Genomic DNA, 20,284 nt, shown 5'->3' on the forward strand with positions numbered 1-20,284 from the left:
GTGCGGACGGGGCGGTTCAGGGCTTCCAGGGGCCGATGCGATCGAGTCGGCGCAGCTGCCGGTGTGCGGTGGGCACGTCCAGGCCCTGCCCGCGCTCGGTGAGGCGGTCGGCGACGGCGGCGCGGTGCTCGACCGGTTTGTGGTCGTCGTACTTGAACTTGGCCTGTACGTCGGTGACTTCCAGGCGCAGGCCGCGAATGGCGGACAGCATCCGGCCGTACGGCGGCTGGTCCGCGGCGACGGGGGCGTGGTCGCCGTCGGGCTGGAACCGGGCGAGTTGGCGGCGCAGCAGCTCCGCCTTGGCCTCGGGGTCGTCGACGATCTCGGCGCGGCAGGTGAACCGGACGGCCGCGTAGTAGCTGGTGGGCACGCCGTCCGTGGGCGGGCTGCCGGGCTTGGCGCGCCAGGGCCCGGGGATGAAGGCGTAGTCGCCGATGACGGTGAAGGTGACGTTCGGGTCGTGCTCGATCGCCCTCCAGACCGGGTTGGGTCTGGCGAGGTGCACCAGGAGGCGGTCGCCGTCGCGGGTGAAGTGGGTGGGGACCACCACGGGCGGGTGGCCGGGCAGGCCGTTGACGCTGAGCTGTCCGAAGTCGTGGCCGTCGGCGATCCAGGTCTGCCATTCGGCTTCGTCCAGGCCGGCGTCCCAGGGGTGAACCAGCATGCTCTTCTCCTCGGTGGTGCGGGCCCGCTCAGGTCAGGGCCAGGAGGCTGACGGCGACGGCGGCGGTGCCCAGGCCGACGAGCTGGCCGCGGTGGATGCGCTCGGCGAGCACACCGCGTGCGAGCAGGACCGTGCCGGCCGGGTAGAGGGCGGTGATCACGGCGACGACGGTCAGGTCTCCGCTGCGGGCGGCGAGCAGGAACAGCAGGTTCGCCACCGAGTCCAGCACGCCGGCGGTCGCCGACAGTGCGTACGCGGGCCGCTCGGGGCCCAGCCGTCGGCGCAGCAACCCGGCCGCGGCCAGCGTGACCGCCGAGGAGACGGCCCGGCCGGTGATCAGCGGGGCCACCCCGCTGTCCGAGGGCGCCTGGTGCAGGAAGACCAGCTGGAGGGCGATGGCGGCGCCCGCGCCGAAGGCCAGCAGCAGCGCGGTACGGGAGGGGCGGGCCGCACCCGCGCCGTGTCCGGCGCTGACCAGCACCACAGCGAGCAGTGCGAGCGGCAGCCCCACGAGTCCGGCGGCGCCCAGCCGCTCACCCTGCAGCAGGCCGACGGCGACGGGCAGCGCGGCGGACACCAGCGCGGTGACCGGCGAGAGCACGTTCATCGGGCCGAGCGCCAGGCTGCGGTAGAGCAGGGCGAACGCGGCGGCCGAGGCGACCCCGGACGCGGCACCCCAGCCGAGGGCACCGGAACCGAACGAGGCACCGAGCACCGGCCACAGCAGCAGCTCGACCGCGAGACTGGCCGGCGCGGCGACCAGCACGGTCCGCAGCACATGGGCCTTGCGGGCGCCGAGGCCGCCGAGGAAGTCGGCGCATCCGTACGCGAGTGAGCTGCCCAGGGCCAGCAGCAGAGCGATCACAACACATCCCTTGCGGTTAGCGGAACGACCACACGGTACAACGGACCGACCGCGATGTGTCAATCAAACGACCGTGCAGTACATTCCATTACTCAAGGCACAGCTAAGGACGGTGATCAGGTGGCCGAGACAGCCGCCGCCCTGCGGTCGGTCGCGCACAACGTCCGGGCGGCCCGCATCCGCGCCGGGCTGTCCCTGGACGAGCTCAGCCGGCGCGCCCAGGTCAGCAAGGGTGCCCTCGTGGGCCTGGAGAAGGCCCAGGGCAACCCCAACCTGGCCACCCTGGTCCGGCTGGCCGACACCCTCGGTATCTCGGTGTCCGCGCTGATGCAGGGGCCGCCCGAGGGCCGCGTCCGTGTCGTGTCCGGCGACGACGTCGCCCCCTTGTGGACCGGGGAACGCGGCGGCGAGGCGCGCCTGATGCTGACGACCTCCGGCCCCGCCCCGGTCGAGGTCTGGCGCTGGCGGCTGGAACCGGGCGAGGAGTATCCCAGCCACCCCCACCAGGCCGGCGTCGTGGAGACCGTCAGCGTCACCTCGGGCCGCATGACCCTGATCGTCGACGGCGCGGAACACACCGTCGCGGCCGGCCAGACCGCCACGTTCGACGGCGACACCGCGCACACCTACCGCGGCGCGGGTACCGAGACCTGCCACCTGATCATGACGGTCCATCTGCCGCCCGGTCCCGCCACGACCCGGTGAAGTACGCCTCCGGCCGGCATCCAGGGTCGTACCCGTCCTTGACGGAACGGCCTCAGCGCGGGGCCGGCCTCCGCTGGTGGTCGGCGGTGCCGTTGTCGCCCCGGATCAGGGCCGTGCCGCCGTCGGCCGTGCGATCGGTCGGCGCCTGATGCCGAGGCTCTTCTCCAGCCAGTCAGCCCAACTAGCCCATTCATAGGGGAAGTTCGGCTACCAGTCCGGCATGCGGATCCGCCAGGAGCCATCAGCACGAAGGTGTTCGGCCTGAGCGGGGAGACAAGGCTGTCGGCGGGGGTGCTCGCGTCGGCCAGGCCGTAGGATGCCCGCCTCCACCAGCGTGGAGACCACCGGGTTGTCGACGAGCATCACGTCCGGCGCGTTGCCCTGCTGGGCGGCCGGCAGGGCCTTGTTGCCCCGGCCGTTCAGCAGGTGGGCAGCCACACGCGCATGCTGCCGTCCTCGCGGTTGGCCCAGGCGTAGTACGGGATGGCGATGAGGTCGACGGGCTCGCCGCCCTGCTCGGCGGCGGGGGCGGCGGTGTAGGGCCACCAGCCCGCGTCGGGGATGTTCCGGCGCCGGCCGGCGGCCACGACCGTGGTGACACCGCCGAGCAGATCCGGGCGGTGTTTCACGGCGAGCGGACGGCTGGGGTCGAGCACGATGCCGTCCAGTCCGCCGCCGGGGTGGTCGGCCTGCTCCACGCAGTACACGAGCGGGCCCCGCTCGATCGCCAGACAGCCGCGTACGGCGTCCACCCGGGGGTCCGCCGCGGTGAGCCGGGGTTCGAGGCCGAGTTCCAGGAGGACCCGGTCGCCGGGCTCCCAGGTGTGCGTCAGCCGCAGCCAGCCGTCGGTGACCGGGGCGTCTCCCTGGTCGTACGTCCGCTCCCCGCACCGGATGCGGAACTCCGTGCACCACCGCGGGATGCGCAGGGAGAGCGTCCAGGGGCGGTCGGCCGGACTCTCCCCGACGGTCAGGGCGATCGAGCCGTGCCACGGATAGCCGGTCTCGGCCCGGACGGCGTACGGTCCGCCGGCGTACCGGCCGCTGACGTACTGGTGGATCTGCAGGCCGCCCTCGTCGCTCGTGGCGAGGTAGTGCTCCAGGCTCGCCAGCAGGCGCATGGCGTTGGGCGGGCAGCAGGCGCAGCGGAACCAGCGGGTGCGGCGGGCCGACTGGTCGCCCCCGGGTTCGGTGTGGCCGTCGCGGACCTGGAGCGGGTTCACGTACAGCCAGCGCTCCCCGTCCAGCGACACGCCGGCCAGGAAGCCGTTGTAGAGGGTGCGTTCGACGAGGTCGGAGTAGCGGGTCTCGCCGGTGAGCAGGGCCATGCGCCAGCTCCACTGGACGGAGGCTACCGCGGCGCAGGTCTCGCAGTAGGCACGCTCGTTGGGCAGCTCGTACGGGTCGCCGAAGTCCTCCCGGTCGTGGTGGGCGCCGAGTCCGCCGGTGAGGTGCGTCTTGGTGGTGGTCATCGCGTGCCACAACCGCTCGGCGGCGGCGCCCAGTTCGGTGTCCCCGGTCTCGGTGGCCAGGTCGGCGGCGGCCGCGAGCAGATAGAGCTGGCGTACGGCGTGGCCCTCGACGGTGGCCGCCTCGCGCAGCGGCACGCGGTCCTGGCAGTAGGCCTCGCCACCGAGCAGGCCGTGCCCGTGCCGGTCGACGAAGTAGCCGGCGAGATCCAGGTACCGGCGCTCACCGGTCTCCCGGTACAGCTCGACCAGGGCGGTCTCGATCTCGGGGTGGCCGTCGATGCCGTCGATGGGCTTGCCGCTGCCGGGCGGGCCGAAGACGGAGTCGATGTGGTCGGCGAACTTCACCGCCACGTCGAGGAGTTCGGTGCCGCCGGTGGCCCGGTGGTGGGCGACGGCGGCCTGGATGAGATGCCCCGCGCAGTACAGCTCGTGCCCCCAGCGCAGGTCCTCGTAGCGCTTGCCGTTCTCCCGGAGCTGGAACCAGGAGTTGAGATAGCCGTCGGGCTGCTGGGCCGCGGCGACGAGGCCGGTGATCCGGTCGACGTGCGCCGCGAGCGCCTCTTCCCGGCCGTGGGCGAGCTGCCAGGAGGCGGCCTCCAGCCACTTGTAGACGTCGGTGTCGACGAACGGGTACGCCCCGCGGAACCCACCCTCGGTGGTGCCGGCCGCGAGCCGCAGGTTGTGCAGGTTCCCCGCGGACTCCAGCAGCTCGGGTCCCTGCGGAAGGGAGGTGCGGGCGCTGACCTCACGGCGGGTGTGCCAGAAGCCCGCGTCGACGCCGGCGACGGCGGGGCGCAGCGCGGCACGGGCGTCCGGTCCGAGACGGACGGGGCCCGCGGACGGCAGGGCGGAGTGTGAGCTGGGCATGGCTCTCCGGGGACGGGTGGCGTACGGCGGCGGCGTCCGAAGATCCGGATCGCAGGTTTGAGCAACCGTTTTCTCACCGTGAGAGTAGGGGGCGTCGGCACGCCGCGGTCAAGAGGCGCGGCGCGACCTTTTCCTTGTGTCTTCGGGTCAGTTCCGCCACTTCCACCTCTCGCCCACAGGCTGGCACGGCGCGCCGTCGGCTGTCAGGATGTCGACTGAAGACATCATTCAGGAAAAGGTTTGCGCGTGACCTCTGCTCCCGGCTCCCCGCTCACCGGCCGCGCCCGGCTCACCGATGTCGCCGCGCTGGCGGGCGTCAGTGTGGGCACGGCGTCCAAGGCGCTGAGCGGCGGGGGGCGGATGCGTCCCGAGACCCGGCAGCGGGTGCTGGACGCGGTGGCGGCCCTCGGCTTCCGTCCCAACCAGCAGGCACAGAGCCTGCACACCGGCCGCAGCTGGACGGTCGGCCTGGTGACGACCGACGGCATCGGCCGGTTCAGCACACCCGTGCTGCTCGGCGCCGAGGACGCGCTCGGCGCCGGGAAGATCTCCGTGCTCATGTGCGACACCCGGGGCGACGCGATCCGCGAACAGCACCATCTGCGCACCCTGCTGGACCGCCGGGTGGACGGCATCATCGTCACCGGCCGCCGCACCGACGCGCGTGCACCCCTGACCGGCGTGACCGGGCTGGAGTCGATCCCGGTGGTCTACGCGCTCTCCCCCTCCACCGACCCCGCGGACACCTCCGTTGTCTCCGACGACCAGGGCGGCGCCCGGCTGGCGATGGAACACCTCCTGGCCACCGGCCGTACCCGCATCGCCCATGTCACCGGCCCGGAGCACCACGCCGCCGCCCGCGACCGGGCCCGCCACGCGGTGGCACATCTTCAGGCCGCGCCGCTCGGCCTGTCGACGGGCCGGGTCCACTTCGGCGAGTGGAGCGAGGCGTGGGGCCGCCGTGCCGCCGACGCGGTGCTGCGTACGGCCCCGGACACGGACGCGTTCTTCTGCGGCAACGACCAGATCGCCCGGGGTGTGGCCGACACCCTGCGGGAACGCGGGGTGGACGTCCCCGGTGACATCGCCGTCGTGGGCTACGACAACTGGGACACCATGGCGCTGGCGAGCCGTCCTCCGCTCACCACGATCGACATGAACCTCGCCGAGATCGGGCGGATCGCGGCGCTGCGCCTGCTGGAGGCGATCGACGCGGACGCGACGCCCGGGGTGCACACGGTGCCGTGCCGGCTGGTGGTGCGGGAGTCGACCTGACACATCTCCGCTGATGCACGGCCGCGCCCGGCGCCCTCGGCACCGACACGCCGAGCGGACGTCACGGGTGCCCGAGGAAGTGCAGGACCAGCAGGGCGATGTCGTCGGTGCGCTGCCGGTGGCTGTCCGTCGCCCCGACCAGGGTGTCGATCAGCGCGTCCAGGTCGAGGCCGTCCGCCTGGGCGAGTTGGCGGGTGAGGGCGGCGATGGACTCGCCGAGGTCGACTCCCGGTGATTCGACGAGGCCGTCGGTGTAGCAGGCGAGCATGAGCCCGGGGGCGAGGGGGACCTCGGTCATGGGGAAGACCGCGTCCGCGTCGATGCCGAGGAGGGGCCCGGGAGGCATGTCCAGGGTCCGCGTGCCGCCGTCGGGCAGGCGCACGATCGGGGGCGGGTGGCCGGCGCTGGCCAGCGTCAGGCTGCCGGCGGCGAAGTCCAGGTGGGCGTACAGGCAGCTGGTGAACAGGTCGGCGCCGAGATCGGTGAGGAGCCGGTTGGTCGCGGACAGCACCCGGTCCGGGGCGCCGAGCGCCGAGTGGGCGTGGACGGCGGTGCGGACCTGCCCCATGAGAGCGGCCGCGGCGGCGTCGTGGCCCTGGACGTCACCGATGACGGCCGCTACGGCGGTGTCACCGAGCCTGATCAGGTCGTAGAAGTCTCCGCCGATGTCCATGCCCCGGGTGGCGGGCAGGTAGCGGGCGGCGGTCCGCAGGCCGGGGACGGCGGGAAGGGCCGGCGGGAGCAGCGCCTGCTGGAGGCTGTGGGCGAGGTCGTGTTTGGTGTCGTAGAGGCGGGCGCGGTCCAGGGCCTGGCCGACGAGACCGGCGAGCGAGGTCAGAACGGCGCGTTCCTCGGCCGTGAACTCATGGGGCCGGTCGTAGGACAGGATGCAGCAGCCGACGGGCCTGCCCGAGACGATCAGCGGCAGGAAGGCCCAGGCTTCTTTGCCGCTGATCAGCGAGGCCTCGGGGTAGATGCGCCGCATCTCCTCGTGGTGGGAGAAGAAGGCGGGGATGCCGCTGCTGAGGACCTGACCGGCCGGGGTGAAGGTGGTGTCCAGAGGCAGGCCGTCGAGGCGTGCCATGGGGGAGGCGTCGTAGCCGCGGTAGCCGGTGATCCGCAGCCGCCCGGCGTCGGCGGTGGACAGGACGAGTCCCTGCGCGCCGAAGGCGGTCATGATCTGGTCGGCGACCAGGTTGATGACGTCCTGGACGCCGACGACCTCGGTCAGCCCGGCGGCCAGGTGGATCAACTGGTAGAGCCGGCCCGCGCGGGCCGGTGCGGCGGTGTCCGTCGAGTGGGGGTGCGTCGGGGCGGGCGGGGGCTGCGTGCCGCTGGGCACGATGCGGACGCTGATGCCGCTGGCGTCCGGATACAGATGGAAGTCCAGCCAGCGGTCCGGTGGGCGGCATGCCGTGAAGACGACGGGCTCCCGGCTGATGACCGCGGCGCGGTAGCGGTCCTCGTACGTCGGGTCGTCCAGCCAGCGCAGGGACTGCCACGGCAGCGTGCCCAGCAGTTCGCCGGCGTCGCGGCCCAGCAGCACGCAGGCGCCCGCGCTCAGGTAGGTGAAGTGCCCCTCCAGGTCCAGCGCGCAACTGCCGCCCGGCAGGCGCTCGATGAAGTCGGCGGCGGCCGGCGGCGGACCCGCGGCCTGGCGGCCCGTCTCCGCGGGGAGGGTGCGCGGGACATCACGAGGAGCCGGGAACCGTCCGTGCGCGACGGCCTCCTCGATCAGCCTGGCCAGGCGTCCGCAACTGGACATGACGTGCCCGCGCTCCCGCTCGGTCATGTACGGCGGGCGGGTGGCCGGCCACATCAGCAGCAGGGCTCCCCACCGGCGGACACCGCTGACCGGTGCGGCGGCGAGCGCGAGCGGGTAGGGCAACGCCAGGGCGGTGCGCGGATAGCGGCGGGCCATCTCCTCCTGGGTGGCCACCCACACCATGCGGTCCTCACGCACCGCGTCGGCCACCGGCGCCGGAGACACCACCGGAACCCTCACCCACGGCGCCGCGAACTCGGCGGGTGCCCCGTACAGCACGTCCAGGAAGAGCTGCTCCTCATCGGGCGTGAGAAGGTACAGGCCGCCGATGGCCGCGCCCGTCCGGCGTACGGCGTCGGCGAACGCGGCATCCAGTGCCTCCGCGTCCGCCGCCCCGGCATCCGCACTGGTCACCTGGCGCCTCCAGCCTGGCAGCCGCGCCTCCCGCAACATCGCACGGAGGGGCCTCGGACCGGGCAGCGCGGGTCGGCCCGCCGGCTGCAGCCGCCCACTCCTATGGGGACGCTACGCCCCCGTGCGACGATCGGCACGCCGTCACCGGCCCCGCGGTCGAGGGGGCGGTGCCGAGGGCGCCAGCCGTGGCGTACAGCACGAGGCAGACGCTGGTGAGGCTGCCGGACCGCTGCGGGTCGAGGGCGATGATGCCGCTGAGGTCGGCGGCCCGGGTCGCGAAACAGCCGGCGTCGAAGAGGGCGAGTCCGAGGGCGGTGGCCGACGGGGTGCCCAGGCCGGTGGCCGGCAGCGCGGTTCCGGCTGCCGCGACCGCCATGGCGGCGGCGATCACCATGGCGGCCTGTACCGGTCGGTGAGCCGTCCGGTGAGCGGGAGTGCGGCGAAGCCGAGGAGTCCCACCGGCTCGTAACGGCCGATGCCGGTCGGGACGAGGGAGTACGGCGGCTGGGCCAGGGCGAGCGCGAGGCCGACCCGGATGATGTCGAAGGCGACGTACCACAGGCCCCGACGGCCACCGCGCGGCGCGGTTCTGGAAACCGGCGCGGCAGCGGAGACAGGTCATCGGAGCGGCGCGGTGACCGCGTTCGGCGGCGGGCCGGCGAGGAGCGGTGTGCCGGTCCAGGGAACGGCACAGGTCATGGCTGCGTGCCGCGGGTGAGGATCACCGCGTAGCGGCATTCCGTGTCGGTGGTGTTGGCGAAGACGCGCTCGGTGGGCTCGCCGAGTTCGATGGTGTCGCCGGGGCCGAGTTCGTGGACCGTGCCGCCGTCGTGGAAGGTCAGGTGCCCGTCCAGGACCCAGACGACCTGCCGTACGAAGGCGAAGGCGGCGGCCGGATACGGCACCTCGGCCCCGGCGGGCAGGCGGATCTCGGCGACCTCGGCCGGAAAGTGCGGGCCGGTGATCTGGCGGCGCCGGTAACCGGTGCCGGGATCCCGCCATTCGGCCGTGTCGGTCCGACGGCGCACACCGGCCACGCCCGGCGAGTCGTCCGGCGTCCCTTCGGCCAGGGCGAGCAGCGAGGCGATGCTGAGCTGGAAGGCGGCCGACAGCTTGCCGAGCACGACGGCGGTGGGGCTGCTCTCGCCCCGCTCGATGCGGCTGATCATGGCCTGCGACACACCGGAGACGTCCGCGAGCTGGGCCAGGGTCCACCGGCGCCGTTCCCGCTCGGTCCGGACGCGGGCGGCGATCCGCCCCACCAGCGGATCTACTATGTTGGACATGAATCCAATATACGAAAGAGACTCCGCGACCGTCACCGTCCGCCGGGCACGTCCCGGTGACGTGGACGCCGTCCGAGCGATCCGCAACCACGCGATCGAGCACTCCACGGCGCTGTGGACACGGACCCCGCAGTCCGCTGCCGAGAGCGTCGCCTGGCTCGCGGTCCACCTGGAGCGGGGATCCGCGTTCGTGGCCGAGACGGGGGGCGAGGTGGCCGGGTTCGCCGTCTACGGCCCCTGGCGCGAACTGGACGGATACCGCCACACGGTCGAGGACTCCGTCTACGTCCGCGAGGACCGGCACGGGCTCGGCATCGGCTCCGTGCTGCTGACGGCCCTCATCGACTCGGCACGGGCCGCCGGCCACCACATCATGATCGCCGGCATCGAGGCCGGGAACACCGCGTCGATCCGGCTGCACGAACGGTTCGGATTCCGGGTTGCCGGCACCATCCCGGAGGTGGGCACCAAGTTCGGCCGATGGCTCGACCTGACACTCATGCGCCTGGCCCTCAGCTGAACCGGCCGGACGCTGAACCGGCCGGACGCGCGTTCGGCGACAGGATCAGCGAGACCAGGACGGCGCGGCGGCGCTGGGGAGGACGAGTTGGTCCTCGTCACGACGCTGATCGGCACCGAAGCCATGGTGCGCGACCGGCTCCGGGTGTGGCGCGCCGCCGGGGTGGACACCGTGCGCCCGTACCCGGCCGGGCAGACGCTCCGAGCCCGGCTCGACACGTTGGGCAGGGCCATGGAGCTGGTGCGGGAGGTCGACGGCAGGTCGTGAACTCTGCCCGTCCTGCCGCGGCACGCGCATCTGCCTTACGGGTGAATCCGACCTTCGTTGATCGGCGGCCGCGGTGACAGCGGGAAGGCCGTTCTGCGTACCGGACACGTCACGGGCAGGAGCGTCCCTATGCCGAAGTTCCTCATCCAGGCCACCTACACGCCCGAGGGGACGAAGGGCTTGCTCGAGGAAGGCGCGAGTGGCCGCCGGGCCGCCGTCGACCACGTCGTCGCCGGGCTGGGCGGGACGGTCGAGGCCATGTACTTCGCCTTCGGAGAGGACGACCTCGTGTGCATCCTCGACTTCCCCGACCCGGTCTCCATGGCCGCCGTCAGCCTCAGCGTCAAGGCCAGCGGCGCACTCCACACCCGGGCCACTCCCCTCCTCACCGTCGACGAGATCGACGAGGCCGCCCGCCGGCAGGTCTCCTTCCGCCCTCCCGGCGCGTAAGCCGACACGGACTGGCGGGGGCCTGTCAGACCCGTGCCGGCACGCCATCAGCCGGCCGCCTTGGCGACGATGCGCTCCATCTCCTCTCGGCCGAAAGCCCGCAGGGTCGTGGAACGGACGTTGCCCACTCCACCGAGCTGCAGAAGTGCTGCAGCGGCCGTTTCGTCGTCGGGCGCCTCGACAATGGCCACGAGGTCGTAGGAACCGACGGTCCAGTAGAGACTCAGGAGCTTTCCCCCAAGCTTCTGCACCGCCGACTCGAAGGTCTCGGCTCGCTTCGCGGTGTCCTTGAAGTTTCGGACACCTTGATCAGTCCAGCTGAGCAGGGCGACGTACGCCGGCATGTTCTTCCACCTTCCCGAGGAGACACATCGCGAGGTCAAGCCTGGTCACCCGGGCCGGATCCCGCACGGGACACGCACCCGAACGAGCAACGGCCCGCGTGGTGCCTACGGCTCCAGGCGGGCGGTGAGCAGCGAGCGTTCGGCGGGGTTGGTGGTGAGGCGGAGGGCCTGGCGGTCGGCCTCGGTGGCCTCCGTGTCGCGGCCGAGGTCGCGCAGGAGCGCGGCGCGGGTGGCGTGGAACAAGTGGTAGCGACCCAATGGACCGGACAGAGCCTCGACCTCGGCCAGCGCGGTGGCCGGGCCGTCGGTGTGGCTGAGCACGACCGCGCGGTTCAGGCGTACCACCGGTGACGGGTCGACGGCCAGCAACATGTCGTACAGCCGGAGGAGTTGAGGCCAGTCGGTCTCCTTCCAGCCTGGCGCCTCGCAGTGTACGGCGGCGATGGCGGCCTCGATCTGGTACGGGCCCGGCATGCCGAACCTGGCCGCCCGCTCGATCAGGGCGGTGGCGCTGCGGATGCGCCGGGTGTCCCATCGCGTACGGTCCTGTTCGGCGAGCGGAACCAGCCGCCCCCCGGGGTCCAGGCGGCTGGGCCAGCGGGCCGCGTGCAGGCGGATGAGGGCGAGCAGGGCGAGGGGTTCCGGCTCCTGGGGCAGCGCGCCGGCGAGGAGGGCGGCGAGCCATTCGGCGTCGTCGACCAGTTCCCGCCGTACTCCCAGGTCTCCCCCGGTGGTGAAGCAGCCCTCGTTGAACACCAGGTAGACCACGCGCATGACCTGGGGCAGTCGTGCGGCACGCTCCTCGGGCTCGGGCGCGCGGTAGGGGATGCCGGCGGCGGCGATCTTCTGTTTGGCCCGGGTCACCCGCTTGGCGAGGGTGGCCTCGGGCACCATGAACGCCCGCGCGATCTCGGCGGTGGTCAGGCCCACGACGGCGCGCAGCGTCAGCGCGACCTGTGCGTCCGGGTCCAGCGCCGGGTGGCAGCAGGTGAAGATCAGCCGGAGGCGGTCGTCGGGCTCGCGCTCGGCGGTCTCCGGCAGGGCCTCGATGCGGGCCGCGAGGTGCGGGAGCCGGTCCTGGAAGCGGGCCTCGCGGCGGATGCGGTCGAGGGCCTTGTTGCGCGCGCAGGTCAGCAGCCAGGCTCCGGGCCGCCGGGGCGGTCCGGTGTCCGGCCAGCGCCGCAGCGCCTCGACGACGGCCTCGCCGACCATCTCCTCGGCCAGGTCGAAGTCGCCCAGGAGGCGGACCAGGCTGGCGGTCAGCCGGCCCGCCTCCTCGCGGAAGACCCGCTCGATCAGCGACCGGGTGTCCCGGGCGCCTGCCGGGTCAGCGCTCGACAATCGGTCGCACCTCCACCTTGCCGTCGGGCACCGGGAAGCTCGCCGCCAGTTTCAAGGCGGCGTCCAGGTCGGGCACCTCGACGATCGCGTACCCGCCGATCGCCTCCTTGGCCTCCAGCAGCGGGCGGTCGATCAGGGTGGAGCGGCCCTGCTCGACCACGACCGTGGTGGCGGTGCCGGGTTCGCTCAGCTGGTTCGCCTCGACGATCGTCCCGTCGGCGCGGTACTTCGTGAACCACTCCATGATCCCGCCGAAGACCTCCGCCCGCTCCTGGTCGGAGCCCTCCTCCTGCCAGGCGCCGCGGGTCAGCAGCAGTACGTACTTCATGGTGGCCTCCTCGGTGGTCCTGCCTGTCCGGCGTGTCTACCTTCACGACGAACGAGCCGACGCCGAAAGGACAGGGACGTCCGGGCGATTTCAGTTCCGGTGATTTCCAGGGGACACCCCGGCTGCAGTGCCCGTCCGGGTCCGGCGGACGGCTGAGTCGGGCGGCCGTTCCCTGAGCGCGCCGTAGCCGATGAAGTAGGCGGGCAGCCGGCGCATCCACCGCCTCTCGGCGAGCAGCCGTGCCACACGCCGGGCCCGCTGCTCGCGTCCGAGGGGCGGCCGGCCTTCCAGGATCGGCGCGATGATGCGGGCGTGGGCCATCCGCTGGAGGGTCTGGGTGGCGACGGTGGTGGGACGGCGGCGGCGCTGCAGCCGGCGTACGTCACGCGGCTCGACCCTGCCCCGGCGCAGTGGCTCGGTGAGGTGGCGGGCGGCGGCCACGGCGTCCTGGACGGCGAGGTTGATGCCGATGCCGAAGACCGGGGACATCGCGTGCGCGGCGTCGCCGATGCACAGCAGGCCGGGCCGGTGCCAGCGGCGCAGCCGGTCCAGGCGTACGTCGAGGAGCTTGACCTCGTCCCACGAGCGCAGGGCGTGCGCGCGGTCGGCGATCCAGGGGACGGCCGCCGTGAAGTCGGCCAGGAAGCGGTCGAGGCCGGCGGCGCGGCGCTGGGTGTCGGTGCCCTTGGGGATGAGGCCGGCGCACTGCCAGTAGTCGCCGCGGTCGATCATCGCGGTCAGGAAGCGGTCACCGGCGCTGCCGTAGAGCCCCTGCGGGTCGCTGTCCCGGCGCGGCAGCCGGAACCACCAGGCGTCCATCGGGCAGGGGAAGCGGCGCAGGCGCAGCTCCGGGCGGGTGCGGGCCAGTGATCCGCGGCCGTCGCAGGCGACGGTGAGCAGGGCGCGCAGTTCGCCGGTGCGGCCGTCCGTGGTGCGGTAGCGGACCCCGTTGACCCGTCCGGACTCGATCAGGAAGCCGGTCGCCTCCGTGTTCATGCGCAGCTCGAAGGACGGCTCACGCCGGGCCTCGTCGGCGAGCAGGTCGAGCAGGTCCCACTGGGGGACCATGGCCACGTAGTTGTAGGGGCCCGGCAGGACCGAGAGGTCCCCGACCGTGACCGCCGCGCCGTCGGTCCCGACCGGCAGTTGCACGGTGCGCACCCGGCGTTGCGGCAGCTCGGCGAAGCGCTCGGCCAGGCCGAGGTCGTCCAGCAGCGCCAGGGTGGAGGGGTGGACGGTGTCGCCGCGGAAGTCGCGCAGGAAGTCGCCGTGCTTCTCCAGGACGGTCACCGGGACACCGGAGCGGGCCAGCAGCAGGGCGAGCACCATGCCCGCGGGGCCGCCTCCCACGATGCAGCACGTGGTCTGTTCCATGGCGGTCCTGCCCTTCACGAGACCATTCGTTCATCCGGCTTCATCCGGTTCATCCGGTCAGAGAATTCACCGGTCGATGAATATTCTACTCCCGTCGGCGGCTTCCGGCTTCCTGCCGGGCGTTTCGGAGATGCCGCTGTGGCCGAGTTCGGGGCCGAGGCCGAAGTAGTGCCGGAAGTTGTAGATCAGCGGACTCCAGGCGGCGGGCTCGATGTGCTGGGTTCCGGGGACCACCAGGCGCGGGTCGGCGTGGACCTTCAGCACCCGGGCCTCGACGATCAGGAAGTCCCCGGCGGTGTCGGTGCCCACCCGGGCGGCCCGCGCCTCCAGCTGGATCGGGCATTCGGCCACCCGCGGCGGGCGGACCGTGTGCGAGGCCTGGGCCCGGAAGCCGGATGCCGTGAACTTGTCCGGCTCGTAACGGGCGCGGCGCGGTCCGTGCCCGGCCGCCGCGGGCCGGCCGGTGAGCTCGCCCAGGTGCTCGACGGCCGCCCACTGCCCTGGTTCGGGCAGGCTGATGACCAGTTCCGGCCGGGCCGCCAGGTTCGCACCGGTCTGGCCCTGTCTGCCGAGCCCCAGCACCACCACCTGCCCCAGGGCCCAGGCCGACGAGATCGGCGCCAGGTTGACGGTGCCGTCGGCGTTCTCGGTGGTCAGCAGCACGACGGGGGTGCCGAAGTAGAGGATGCTCGGTGTGATGGTCAGGTGGCCGCCGTCGTGCCCGGCCCGGTGCGGTGCGTTCTCCATGCGGCCGACGGTAGAAGCCCGACCGTTCGGCGGGAGCCGAACCGTGCACCCGCGATCATGGAAGGCTCACTTCTCCCGGTGCTGGCTCCTGATCCTGGCGGCCACCTCGTTCTGTTCGGTCTCCCACCAGGGGCGAACGCGTTCGGGAGCGGCTGCCTGAGCCCGGTCGGGGGAAGGCGCCGCGACGGGGGCGAGTTCCGCGTCGAGGCGGCGGTCGAGGGCCGCGGTCTGCACCCGCTCCGCCCGCGCCCACTGGAACAGCAGCGCCAGCAGGAACGGCAGCGCGACCAGCTCGGCGATGCTGAGCATGGCGCCGCCGCCGATCTGCTGGTCGTGCTGGACGTCCGGGGACCAGGCCGGCGCGTGGTGCAGGTACCAGGCGCCCGCGATCAGCGTGCTGTGCGTCATCACCACGACCCCCGGGACGGCGTCGACGATCCCGTCCAGGAACACCAGCGCCGCTCGCACCGGGTGGGTGCACCAGGCGGGCAGCGCCTCCTCATGGGTCAGCACCGGTACGACGAACAGACTGCCGGCCGCGAGCAGGTGCAGATACATCAGCTCGTGCAGCCAGCCCACGCGCAGGGCGGTCTCGAAGTACGGCGTGAAATACACCGTCAGCTCGGTGCCGAGTACCAGGGCCGTGCTGACCAGCGGAAACGTCAGCACCCGTACCAGGCGGCCGGTCATGGCCCGGCGCACTCGTCCCGCGGCGCCCTCCGGCAGGGCCTCGACGGCGAGCCGCAGCGGGTCACCGAGGGCGAGGCCCAGGGGTGCGACGAGGTCGAGCAGGATGTTCTGCACGGCGGCCGGCCAGAACAGCACATGGTCGTAGACGGCCAGGGCGGACATCGTGGCCACCACCAGAGCGCCCAGGCCGAGCAGCGCGAACGCGACGGCACGGGCGGGCGGCCAGGGCTCGCCGCGCCCGCGCAGCCGCGCGACGCCCCAGCCGTACAGGACGCCCAGGGCGATGACCAGCAGCAGCGCGGGGACGTCCAGGTGCCACGTGGACAGCAGACGTCCCGTGGTCAGCTCGGGGAGCTGGCCCGCCGACAGTCCGGTCATCGCGTGACCATCCATGCAGATCGTCCTCCTTCGGCCCGACAGGGAAGAACCGGCTCGGATCCATGACGGGACGACGCTAGTCCCCCACGGAGCGACGGCGGGCATCGGGGTACGGCACGACCGGGTGAAATGCGGGGATCAGGCATGACCGACGCTCGTACGGGCCGGCTCAGTACACGTCCCGTACGTACCGCTTCTCGGTCGCCAGCTGCTTGACGTACGCCGCCGCCTCCGCCTCGTCCAGGCCGCCGTGGACGACCGCGATCTCGCGGAGGGCCTGGTCGACGTCCTTGGCCATGCGGGAGGCGTCGCCGCACACGTAGAAGTGGGCGCCGTCGCGGAGCCAGGACCACAGCAGCGGACCGTGCTCGCGCATCCGGTCCTGGACGTAGACCTTGGCGCGCTGGTCGCGGGAGAAGGCGGTGTCCAGCCGGGTGAGGGTGCCCCCGGCCAGGAACGCGGTCAGCTCCTCCTCGTAGTAGAAGTCCGTCGCGCGGTGCTGTTCGCCGAAGAACAGCCAGTTCGGGGCGCGGTGGCCACGGGCCCGGCGGTCCTGAAGGAAGCCGATGAACGGCGCGATGCCCGTGCCGGGGCCCACCATCACCGCCGGTGTGGCGGGGTCCGCGGGCGGACGGAAGTGCGGTGCCCGCTGGACGCGGACCGGCACCGGGGTTCCGGGCTCGGCGTCGGCGAGGAAGGGCGAGCAGACACCCTGGCGGGGCCGGCCGTCCAGGTTCTCGTACCGCACCACGGAGACGGTCAGCGACACCAGGTGGGGGTCGGTGAGGGGGCTGGAGGATATGGAGTACATGCGGGGTTGCAGGCGCCCCAGCAGGTCGGCCCACTCCTGTGCCCCGGCCCGGATCCCGGACTCGGCGACCACGTCGACGGCCTGGCGTCCCCAGGACCACCGTGCCAGCTCGCCCTTGTTGTCCGGCCGCAGGAGCTTGCGCAGCTCACGTGGGTCACGGGTGCGGTCGGCGGCGAAGCGCAGCAGGTCGGGGGTGATGCGGGTGATGTCCAGGTGGCGCAGCAGGGCCTCGGCGAACGGCACCTCTCCGACGTTCTTGATCCGCACGGCGGCATCCGCGTCCAGGCCGGTCACGGCGAGCCACTCCGTGACGAGGTCCGGCTGGTTGACGGGGTGGACGGCCAGGGCGTCCCCGGCCTCGTAGACCAGCGGGGTGTCGCTTTCGCGGGTGTCGAAGGTGAAGCGGCGGACTTCCTTGCCCGCGCCCGGCAGGCTGAGCAGCCGGTTCCCGGTGAGGCGGGCGGTGACGGGGGCGGCACGGCGGCTCGGGCGGACGGCCGCGGGGGCTGCGGAGAGGGAGGTGGCGGCCGGGGCGGGCGCGGGCCCGTCGGTGGTCCGCAACGCGGTGAGCACCTGGTCGAGCCAGGCTCCGGCCGCCGTCTCGTAGTCCGGTTCGCAGTCGGTGCGCGGGGCCAGCCGTATCGCGTCGAGTTCTGCCATGCGCCGGTCGAGGCGGCGGCCGTGCCCGCAGAAGTCGTCGTAGGAGGAGTCGCCGAAGGCGAGGACCGCGTAGCGCCTGCCCTTCAGGCGCGGGGCGTCGGCAGCCGCGAGGGCGTCCCAGAACCCGGTGCCGTTGTCCGGGGCGTCGCCGTCGCCGAAGGTGGAGGTGATGAGCAGCAGGTCGGCGTCGGACGGCAGTGCGGCGGGGTCCGCCTCCGCCATGGGCAGGAGGGAGGCGGGATGGCCGTCCGCGGTGAGCCGCTCCGCCGCCGCGCTCGCGAAGTCCTCCGCGTTCCCGGTCTGCGACGCCCACAGGACCACGACCTGACGGCGGACGGAGCCGGCGGCCGGCGGCACGCTGCCACCCGGGCCGTGCGCGGTGGCGGGTGGCGCCTCGGTCCTGGAGTACATCCCGGCCAGTACGCCGTTCACCCACAGGGCGTGCTCGGCGGTGAACGGGGCGTCCGGCGGCAGCACCGGCACGCCCGGGAAGCCGGACGGGATGCCGGCGAGGAAGCCGGTCAGATAGCGGCGCTCGTGCTCGGCCAGGACCGGCGGCGGCGCGGGTTCCAGCCCGAACACGGCGGGAGCGGACACGGTGGACGGCGCGGCGGACAGCACAGTGGACGGCGGTGCGACCTCGGTCGAGGTCGTGGCCAGGGTGCCGGTCAGGGCCGGGGCCCGCACCGTCACCGGGGTGGCCGCCTTGGTCAGTGAGACCGCGCACATCTTGAACCCGGGCTGGAACGACAGCGGGTCGACCGCGTCATGGGTCACCGCGTTGACGCTGAGGTACTCGCCGAACAGGTCGTTCCAGTGGAACGGGGCGAAACAGCAGCCCGGCCGCACCCGGTCGGTGACGACCGCGGGCAGCACGGCCCGCCCGCGCCGCGAGGCGACCTCCACCGAGTCCCCCTCGGCGAGGCCCAGTTCGGCCGCGTCCTGCGGATGGATCTCCACGAAGGGTCCGGGGTTCAGCCTGTTCAGCTTGGCCACCTTGGCCGTCTTGGTCAGGGTGTGCCACTGGTGCTGCAGGCGGCCGGTGTTGAGGACGTACGGGTAGTCGTCGTCGGGCATCTCCGACGGCGGGATGTGCGGACGGGCGTGGAAGACCGCGCGGCCGCTCGCGGTCGGGAAGGTGGGCGCGCCGGCCGTTCCGTCGTCGCCGACGTACCGGATCGGGTTGCGGTCGGGGCCGTCCGTGCTCGCCGCCGGCCACTGCACGGGCGTCTCACGCAGCCGCTCGTAGCTCACTCCACGCAGGTCCCAGCCGGTCGCCGGGTTCCAGGCGCGCTTGATCTCCTCGAAGACCTCCTCGGCGCTGTCGTACGCGAACCCCTTCTCGTAACCCATCTCGCGGGCCACGGCGGCGATGATCCGCCAGTCCGCCGTCGCCTCGCCGGGCGGGTCGGCGGCCGGCCGGGCCAGGGTGAGGTTGCGCTCGCTGTTGACCAGGACGCCCTCGGTCTCGGTCCACAGCGCGCCGGGCAGGACGACATCGGCGTACGCGTTCGTCTCCGTCTCGGCGAACACGTCCTGGGTGACGACGAACTCGGCGGCCTCCAGGCCCTCGATGACCGTCTTGCGGTTGGCGACGGAAGCGACCGGGTTGGTGCAGATGACCCAGCACGCCTTGATCTGCCCGTCGGCCATCCTCCGGAACATCTCGACCGTGCCCCTGCCGACCCCGTCGGCCCGCAGGGTCCCCGGCTGAAGCTCCCACAGCTCCTCCACGAAGGCCCGGTCGGCGTCGACGAGGACGGAGCGCTGCCCGGGGAGGCCGGGGCCCATGTAGCCCATCTCCCGGCCGCCCATGGCGTTGGGCTGGCCGGTCAGGGAGAAGGGGCCGGAGCCCGGGCGGCAGATCGCGCCGGTGGCGAGGTGCAGGTTGACCAGGGCGTTGGTGTTCCAGGTGCCGTGCGTGGACTGGTTCAGGCCCATCGTCCAGCAACTGGTCCACTCCCCCGCCTCGCCGATCAGCCCTGCGGCCCGGCGGATGTCGTCCTCCGGGACGCCGGTGATCTCGGCGACGGTGGCGGGCGGGTAGTCGGCGAGGAAGGCGGGCATCGCCTCCCAGCCCTCGGTGTGCGCGGCGATGAAGCGGGGATCGGTGTGGCCGTCGGCGTGCAGCAGGTGCAGCAGCCCGTTGAGCAGGGCGAGGTCGGTGCCGGGCCGGATCTGCAGGAAGAGGTCGGCCTTGTCCGCGGTGGCGGTGCGCCGGGGGTCCACGACGATGAGTTTGGCGCCCGCCGACTTCACCCGCTCCATCATCCGCAGGAAGAGGATCGGGTGGCAGTCGGCCATGTTGGAGCCGATGACGAAGAAGACGTCGGCCTTGTCGAAGTCCTGGTACGAGCCGGGCGGACCGTCCGCTCCCAGCGACAGCTTGTAACCGGTGCCGGCGCTCGCCATGCACAGCCGGGAGTTGGACTCGATCTGGTTGGTGCGCAGGAAGCCCTTGGCCAGCTTGTTCGCCAGGTACTGCGCCTCCAGGCTCATCTGTCCGGAGACGTAGAGGGCGACCGCGTCGGGGCCGTGCTCGTCGATGATCGCGCGCAGCCGGCGGGCGGTCTCGGCGACGGCGTCCGCCAGGGGCGCGGGCCGTGGCTCCTCGCCGCGGTCCCGGCGGACGAGGGCGGTGGTCAGCCGGCCCGGTGCGGCGAGCATGTCGGCGGTGGTCGCGCCCTTGGTGCACAGCCGGCCGAAGTTCGCCGGGTGCTCCTTGTCGCCCGTCGCCTTCAGGACCGTACGCCGCCCGTCCGGCCCCCTGCCGATGTCGAGGACCATGCCGCAGCCGACGCCGCAGTACGAGCAGACCGTGCGCACCTTCGTCGTGCCCTCGCTCTGCGAGCCCGGCGCGGCCACGGGCGCCTCCCTCTCCTGTGCTCGACCCGACCTCACTCTTCGCGACCGTACGAACCGCTCATTTCGGAGGTGTCTCCGGGCCTGATCAGCGGGAGTTACACCCGGCGCACAGGGCTCGGGAGCAGGGTGTGAGCACGCAGCCAGGGCGCTGACCGCGGTCCGCGGGTGTCCGGTGCCGGGTGCCGGGCAGGGGACA

Annotated in this window: 19 protein-coding genes; 5 read left to right on the top strand and 14 right to left on the bottom strand. The window is 72.8% G+C overall.

Translation table 11 applies throughout. The annotated features are described in order from the left end of the window. Positions 1-16: 16 nt before the first annotated feature. On the bottom strand, positions 17-664 hold the full coding sequence (locus ABB07_RS01325) for an FMN-binding negative transcriptional regulator (RefSeq protein ID WP_208896827.1): 648 nt from the start codon (positions 662-664) through the stop codon (positions 17-19). Positions 665-692: 28 nt separating this feature from the next. Next, complete coding sequence (locus ABB07_RS01330) at positions 693-1,529, bottom strand: EamA family transporter (RefSeq protein ID WP_208896828.1); 837 nt, start codon at positions 1,527-1,529, stop codon at positions 693-695. Between the two features lie 120 nt (positions 1,530-1,649). Between ABB07_RS01330 and ABB07_RS01335 the strand changes: the two genes are divergently transcribed. Continuing rightward, the gene (locus ABB07_RS01335; RefSeq protein WP_208896829.1) at positions 1,650-2,234 is read left to right on the top strand and encodes a helix-turn-helix domain-containing protein; all 585 of its coding nucleotides are present in this window, start codon (positions 1,650-1,652) and stop codon (positions 2,232-2,234) included. A gap of 207 nt (positions 2,235-2,441) precedes the next feature. On the opposite strand, the gene ABB07_RS01340 is transcribed toward ABB07_RS01335, so the two are convergent. Beyond that, positions 2,442-2,672 (bottom strand): hypothetical protein, encoded by a 231-nt coding sequence (locus ABB07_RS01340; protein ID WP_208903832.1) that lies wholly within the window; start codon positions 2,670-2,672, stop codon positions 2,442-2,444. Then, complete coding sequence (locus ABB07_RS01345) at positions 2,654-4,573, bottom strand: glycoside hydrolase family 127 protein (protein WP_208896830.1); 1,920 nt, start codon at positions 4,571-4,573, stop codon at positions 2,654-2,656. The genes ABB07_RS01340 and ABB07_RS01345 overlap by 19 nt, the downstream gene beginning before the upstream one ends. A gap of 246 nt (positions 4,574-4,819) precedes the next feature. On the opposite strand from ABB07_RS01345, the gene ABB07_RS01350 reads away from it, so the two are divergent. Next, a complete protein-coding gene (locus tag ABB07_RS01350; RefSeq protein ID WP_208896831.1) occupies positions 4,820-5,848 on the top strand; it encodes a LacI family DNA-binding transcriptional regulator in 1,029 nt (342 codons plus the stop codon). Between the two features lie 61 nt (positions 5,849-5,909). Here the strand turns inward: ABB07_RS01350 and ABB07_RS01355 are convergent, their stop codons facing one another. The 3 genes from ABB07_RS01355 to ABB07_RS01365 form a co-directional block, all read right to left on the bottom strand. Continuing rightward, positions 5,910-8,066: a SpoIIE family protein phosphatase gene (locus ABB07_RS01355; RefSeq protein WP_208896832.1), complete on the bottom strand. Its 2,157-nt coding sequence runs from the start codon at positions 8,064-8,066 to the stop codon at positions 5,910-5,912. A 61-nt stretch (positions 8,067-8,127) separates the two neighbouring features. Continuing rightward, positions 8,128-8,421: a hypothetical protein gene (locus ABB07_RS01360; RefSeq protein WP_208896833.1), complete on the bottom strand. Its 294-nt coding sequence runs from the start codon at positions 8,419-8,421 to the stop codon at positions 8,128-8,130. A 301-nt stretch (positions 8,422-8,722) separates the two neighbouring features. After that, the gene (locus ABB07_RS01365) at positions 8,723-9,313 is read right to left on the bottom strand and encodes a helix-turn-helix domain-containing protein (RefSeq protein WP_208896834.1); all 591 of its coding nucleotides are present in this window, start codon (positions 9,311-9,313) and stop codon (positions 8,723-8,725) included. Between ABB07_RS01365 and ABB07_RS01370 the strand changes: the two genes are divergently transcribed. From ABB07_RS01370 to ABB07_RS01380, 3 genes are all read left to right on the top strand, one after another. Next, positions 9,312-9,833, top strand: coding sequence for a GNAT family N-acetyltransferase (locus ABB07_RS01370; RefSeq protein WP_208896835.1), 522 nt, complete (start codon positions 9,312-9,314; stop codon positions 9,831-9,833). The two genes, ABB07_RS01365 and ABB07_RS01370, sit on opposite strands and share 2 nt — an antisense overlap. Positions 9,834-9,920: 87 nt before the next feature. After that, a complete protein-coding gene (locus tag ABB07_RS01375; RefSeq protein ID WP_425264671.1) occupies positions 9,921-10,100 on the top strand; it encodes a hypothetical protein in 180 nt (59 codons plus the stop codon). Between the two features lie 129 nt (positions 10,101-10,229). Next, the gene (locus ABB07_RS01380) at positions 10,230-10,550 is read left to right on the top strand and encodes a GYD domain-containing protein (protein ID WP_208896836.1); all 321 of its coding nucleotides are present in this window, start codon (positions 10,230-10,232) and stop codon (positions 10,548-10,550) included. 47 nt (positions 10,551-10,597) lie between these two features. Here ABB07_RS01380 and ABB07_RS01385 read toward each other — a convergent pair whose 3' ends face one another. The 7 genes from ABB07_RS01385 to ABB07_RS01415 form a co-directional block, all read right to left on the bottom strand. Beyond that, complete coding sequence (locus ABB07_RS01385) at positions 10,598-10,894, bottom strand: GYD domain-containing protein (RefSeq protein ID WP_208896837.1); 297 nt, start codon at positions 10,892-10,894, stop codon at positions 10,598-10,600. Positions 10,895-10,999: 105 nt separating this feature from the next. Further along, positions 11,000-12,235, bottom strand: coding sequence for an RNA polymerase sigma factor (locus ABB07_RS01390; protein WP_244189163.1), 1,236 nt, complete (start codon positions 12,233-12,235; stop codon positions 11,000-11,002). Further along, positions 12,222-12,563 carry a YciI family protein gene (locus ABB07_RS01395; protein WP_208896838.1) on the bottom strand — a complete coding sequence of 114 codons (342 nt, stop codon included), beginning with the start codon at positions 12,561-12,563 and terminating at the stop codon, positions 12,222-12,224. Before ABB07_RS01395 ends, ABB07_RS01390 begins: the two co-directional genes overlap by 14 nt. A 90-nt stretch (positions 12,564-12,653) precedes the next feature. Continuing rightward, complete coding sequence (locus ABB07_RS01400) at positions 12,654-13,937, bottom strand: FAD-dependent oxidoreductase (protein ID WP_208896839.1); 1,284 nt, start codon at positions 13,935-13,937, stop codon at positions 12,654-12,656. 66 nt (positions 13,938-14,003) lie between these two features. Continuing rightward, positions 14,004-14,684 (bottom strand): flavin reductase family protein, encoded by a 681-nt coding sequence (locus tag ABB07_RS01405; protein ID WP_208896840.1) that lies wholly within the window; start codon positions 14,682-14,684, stop codon positions 14,004-14,006. Between the two features lie 66 nt (positions 14,685-14,750). After that, positions 14,751-15,767, bottom strand: a complete 1,017-nt coding sequence (locus ABB07_RS01410) for a cytochrome c oxidase assembly protein (protein ID WP_244189164.1) — start codon at positions 15,765-15,767, stop codon at positions 14,751-14,753. A 154-nt stretch (positions 15,768-15,921) separates the two neighbouring features. Further along, positions 15,922-20,088, bottom strand: a complete 4,167-nt coding sequence (locus tag ABB07_RS01415) for a bifunctional nitrate reductase/sulfite reductase flavoprotein subunit alpha (RefSeq protein WP_208896841.1) — start codon at positions 20,086-20,088, stop codon at positions 15,922-15,924. Between the last annotated feature and the right edge of the window lie 196 nt (positions 20,089-20,284).

Origin of the sequence: Streptomyces incarnatus, assembly GCF_001027185.1 — a bacterium.
Lineage (GTDB): Bacteria > Actinomycetota > Actinomycetes > Streptomycetales > Streptomycetaceae > Streptomyces > Streptomyces puniciscabiei.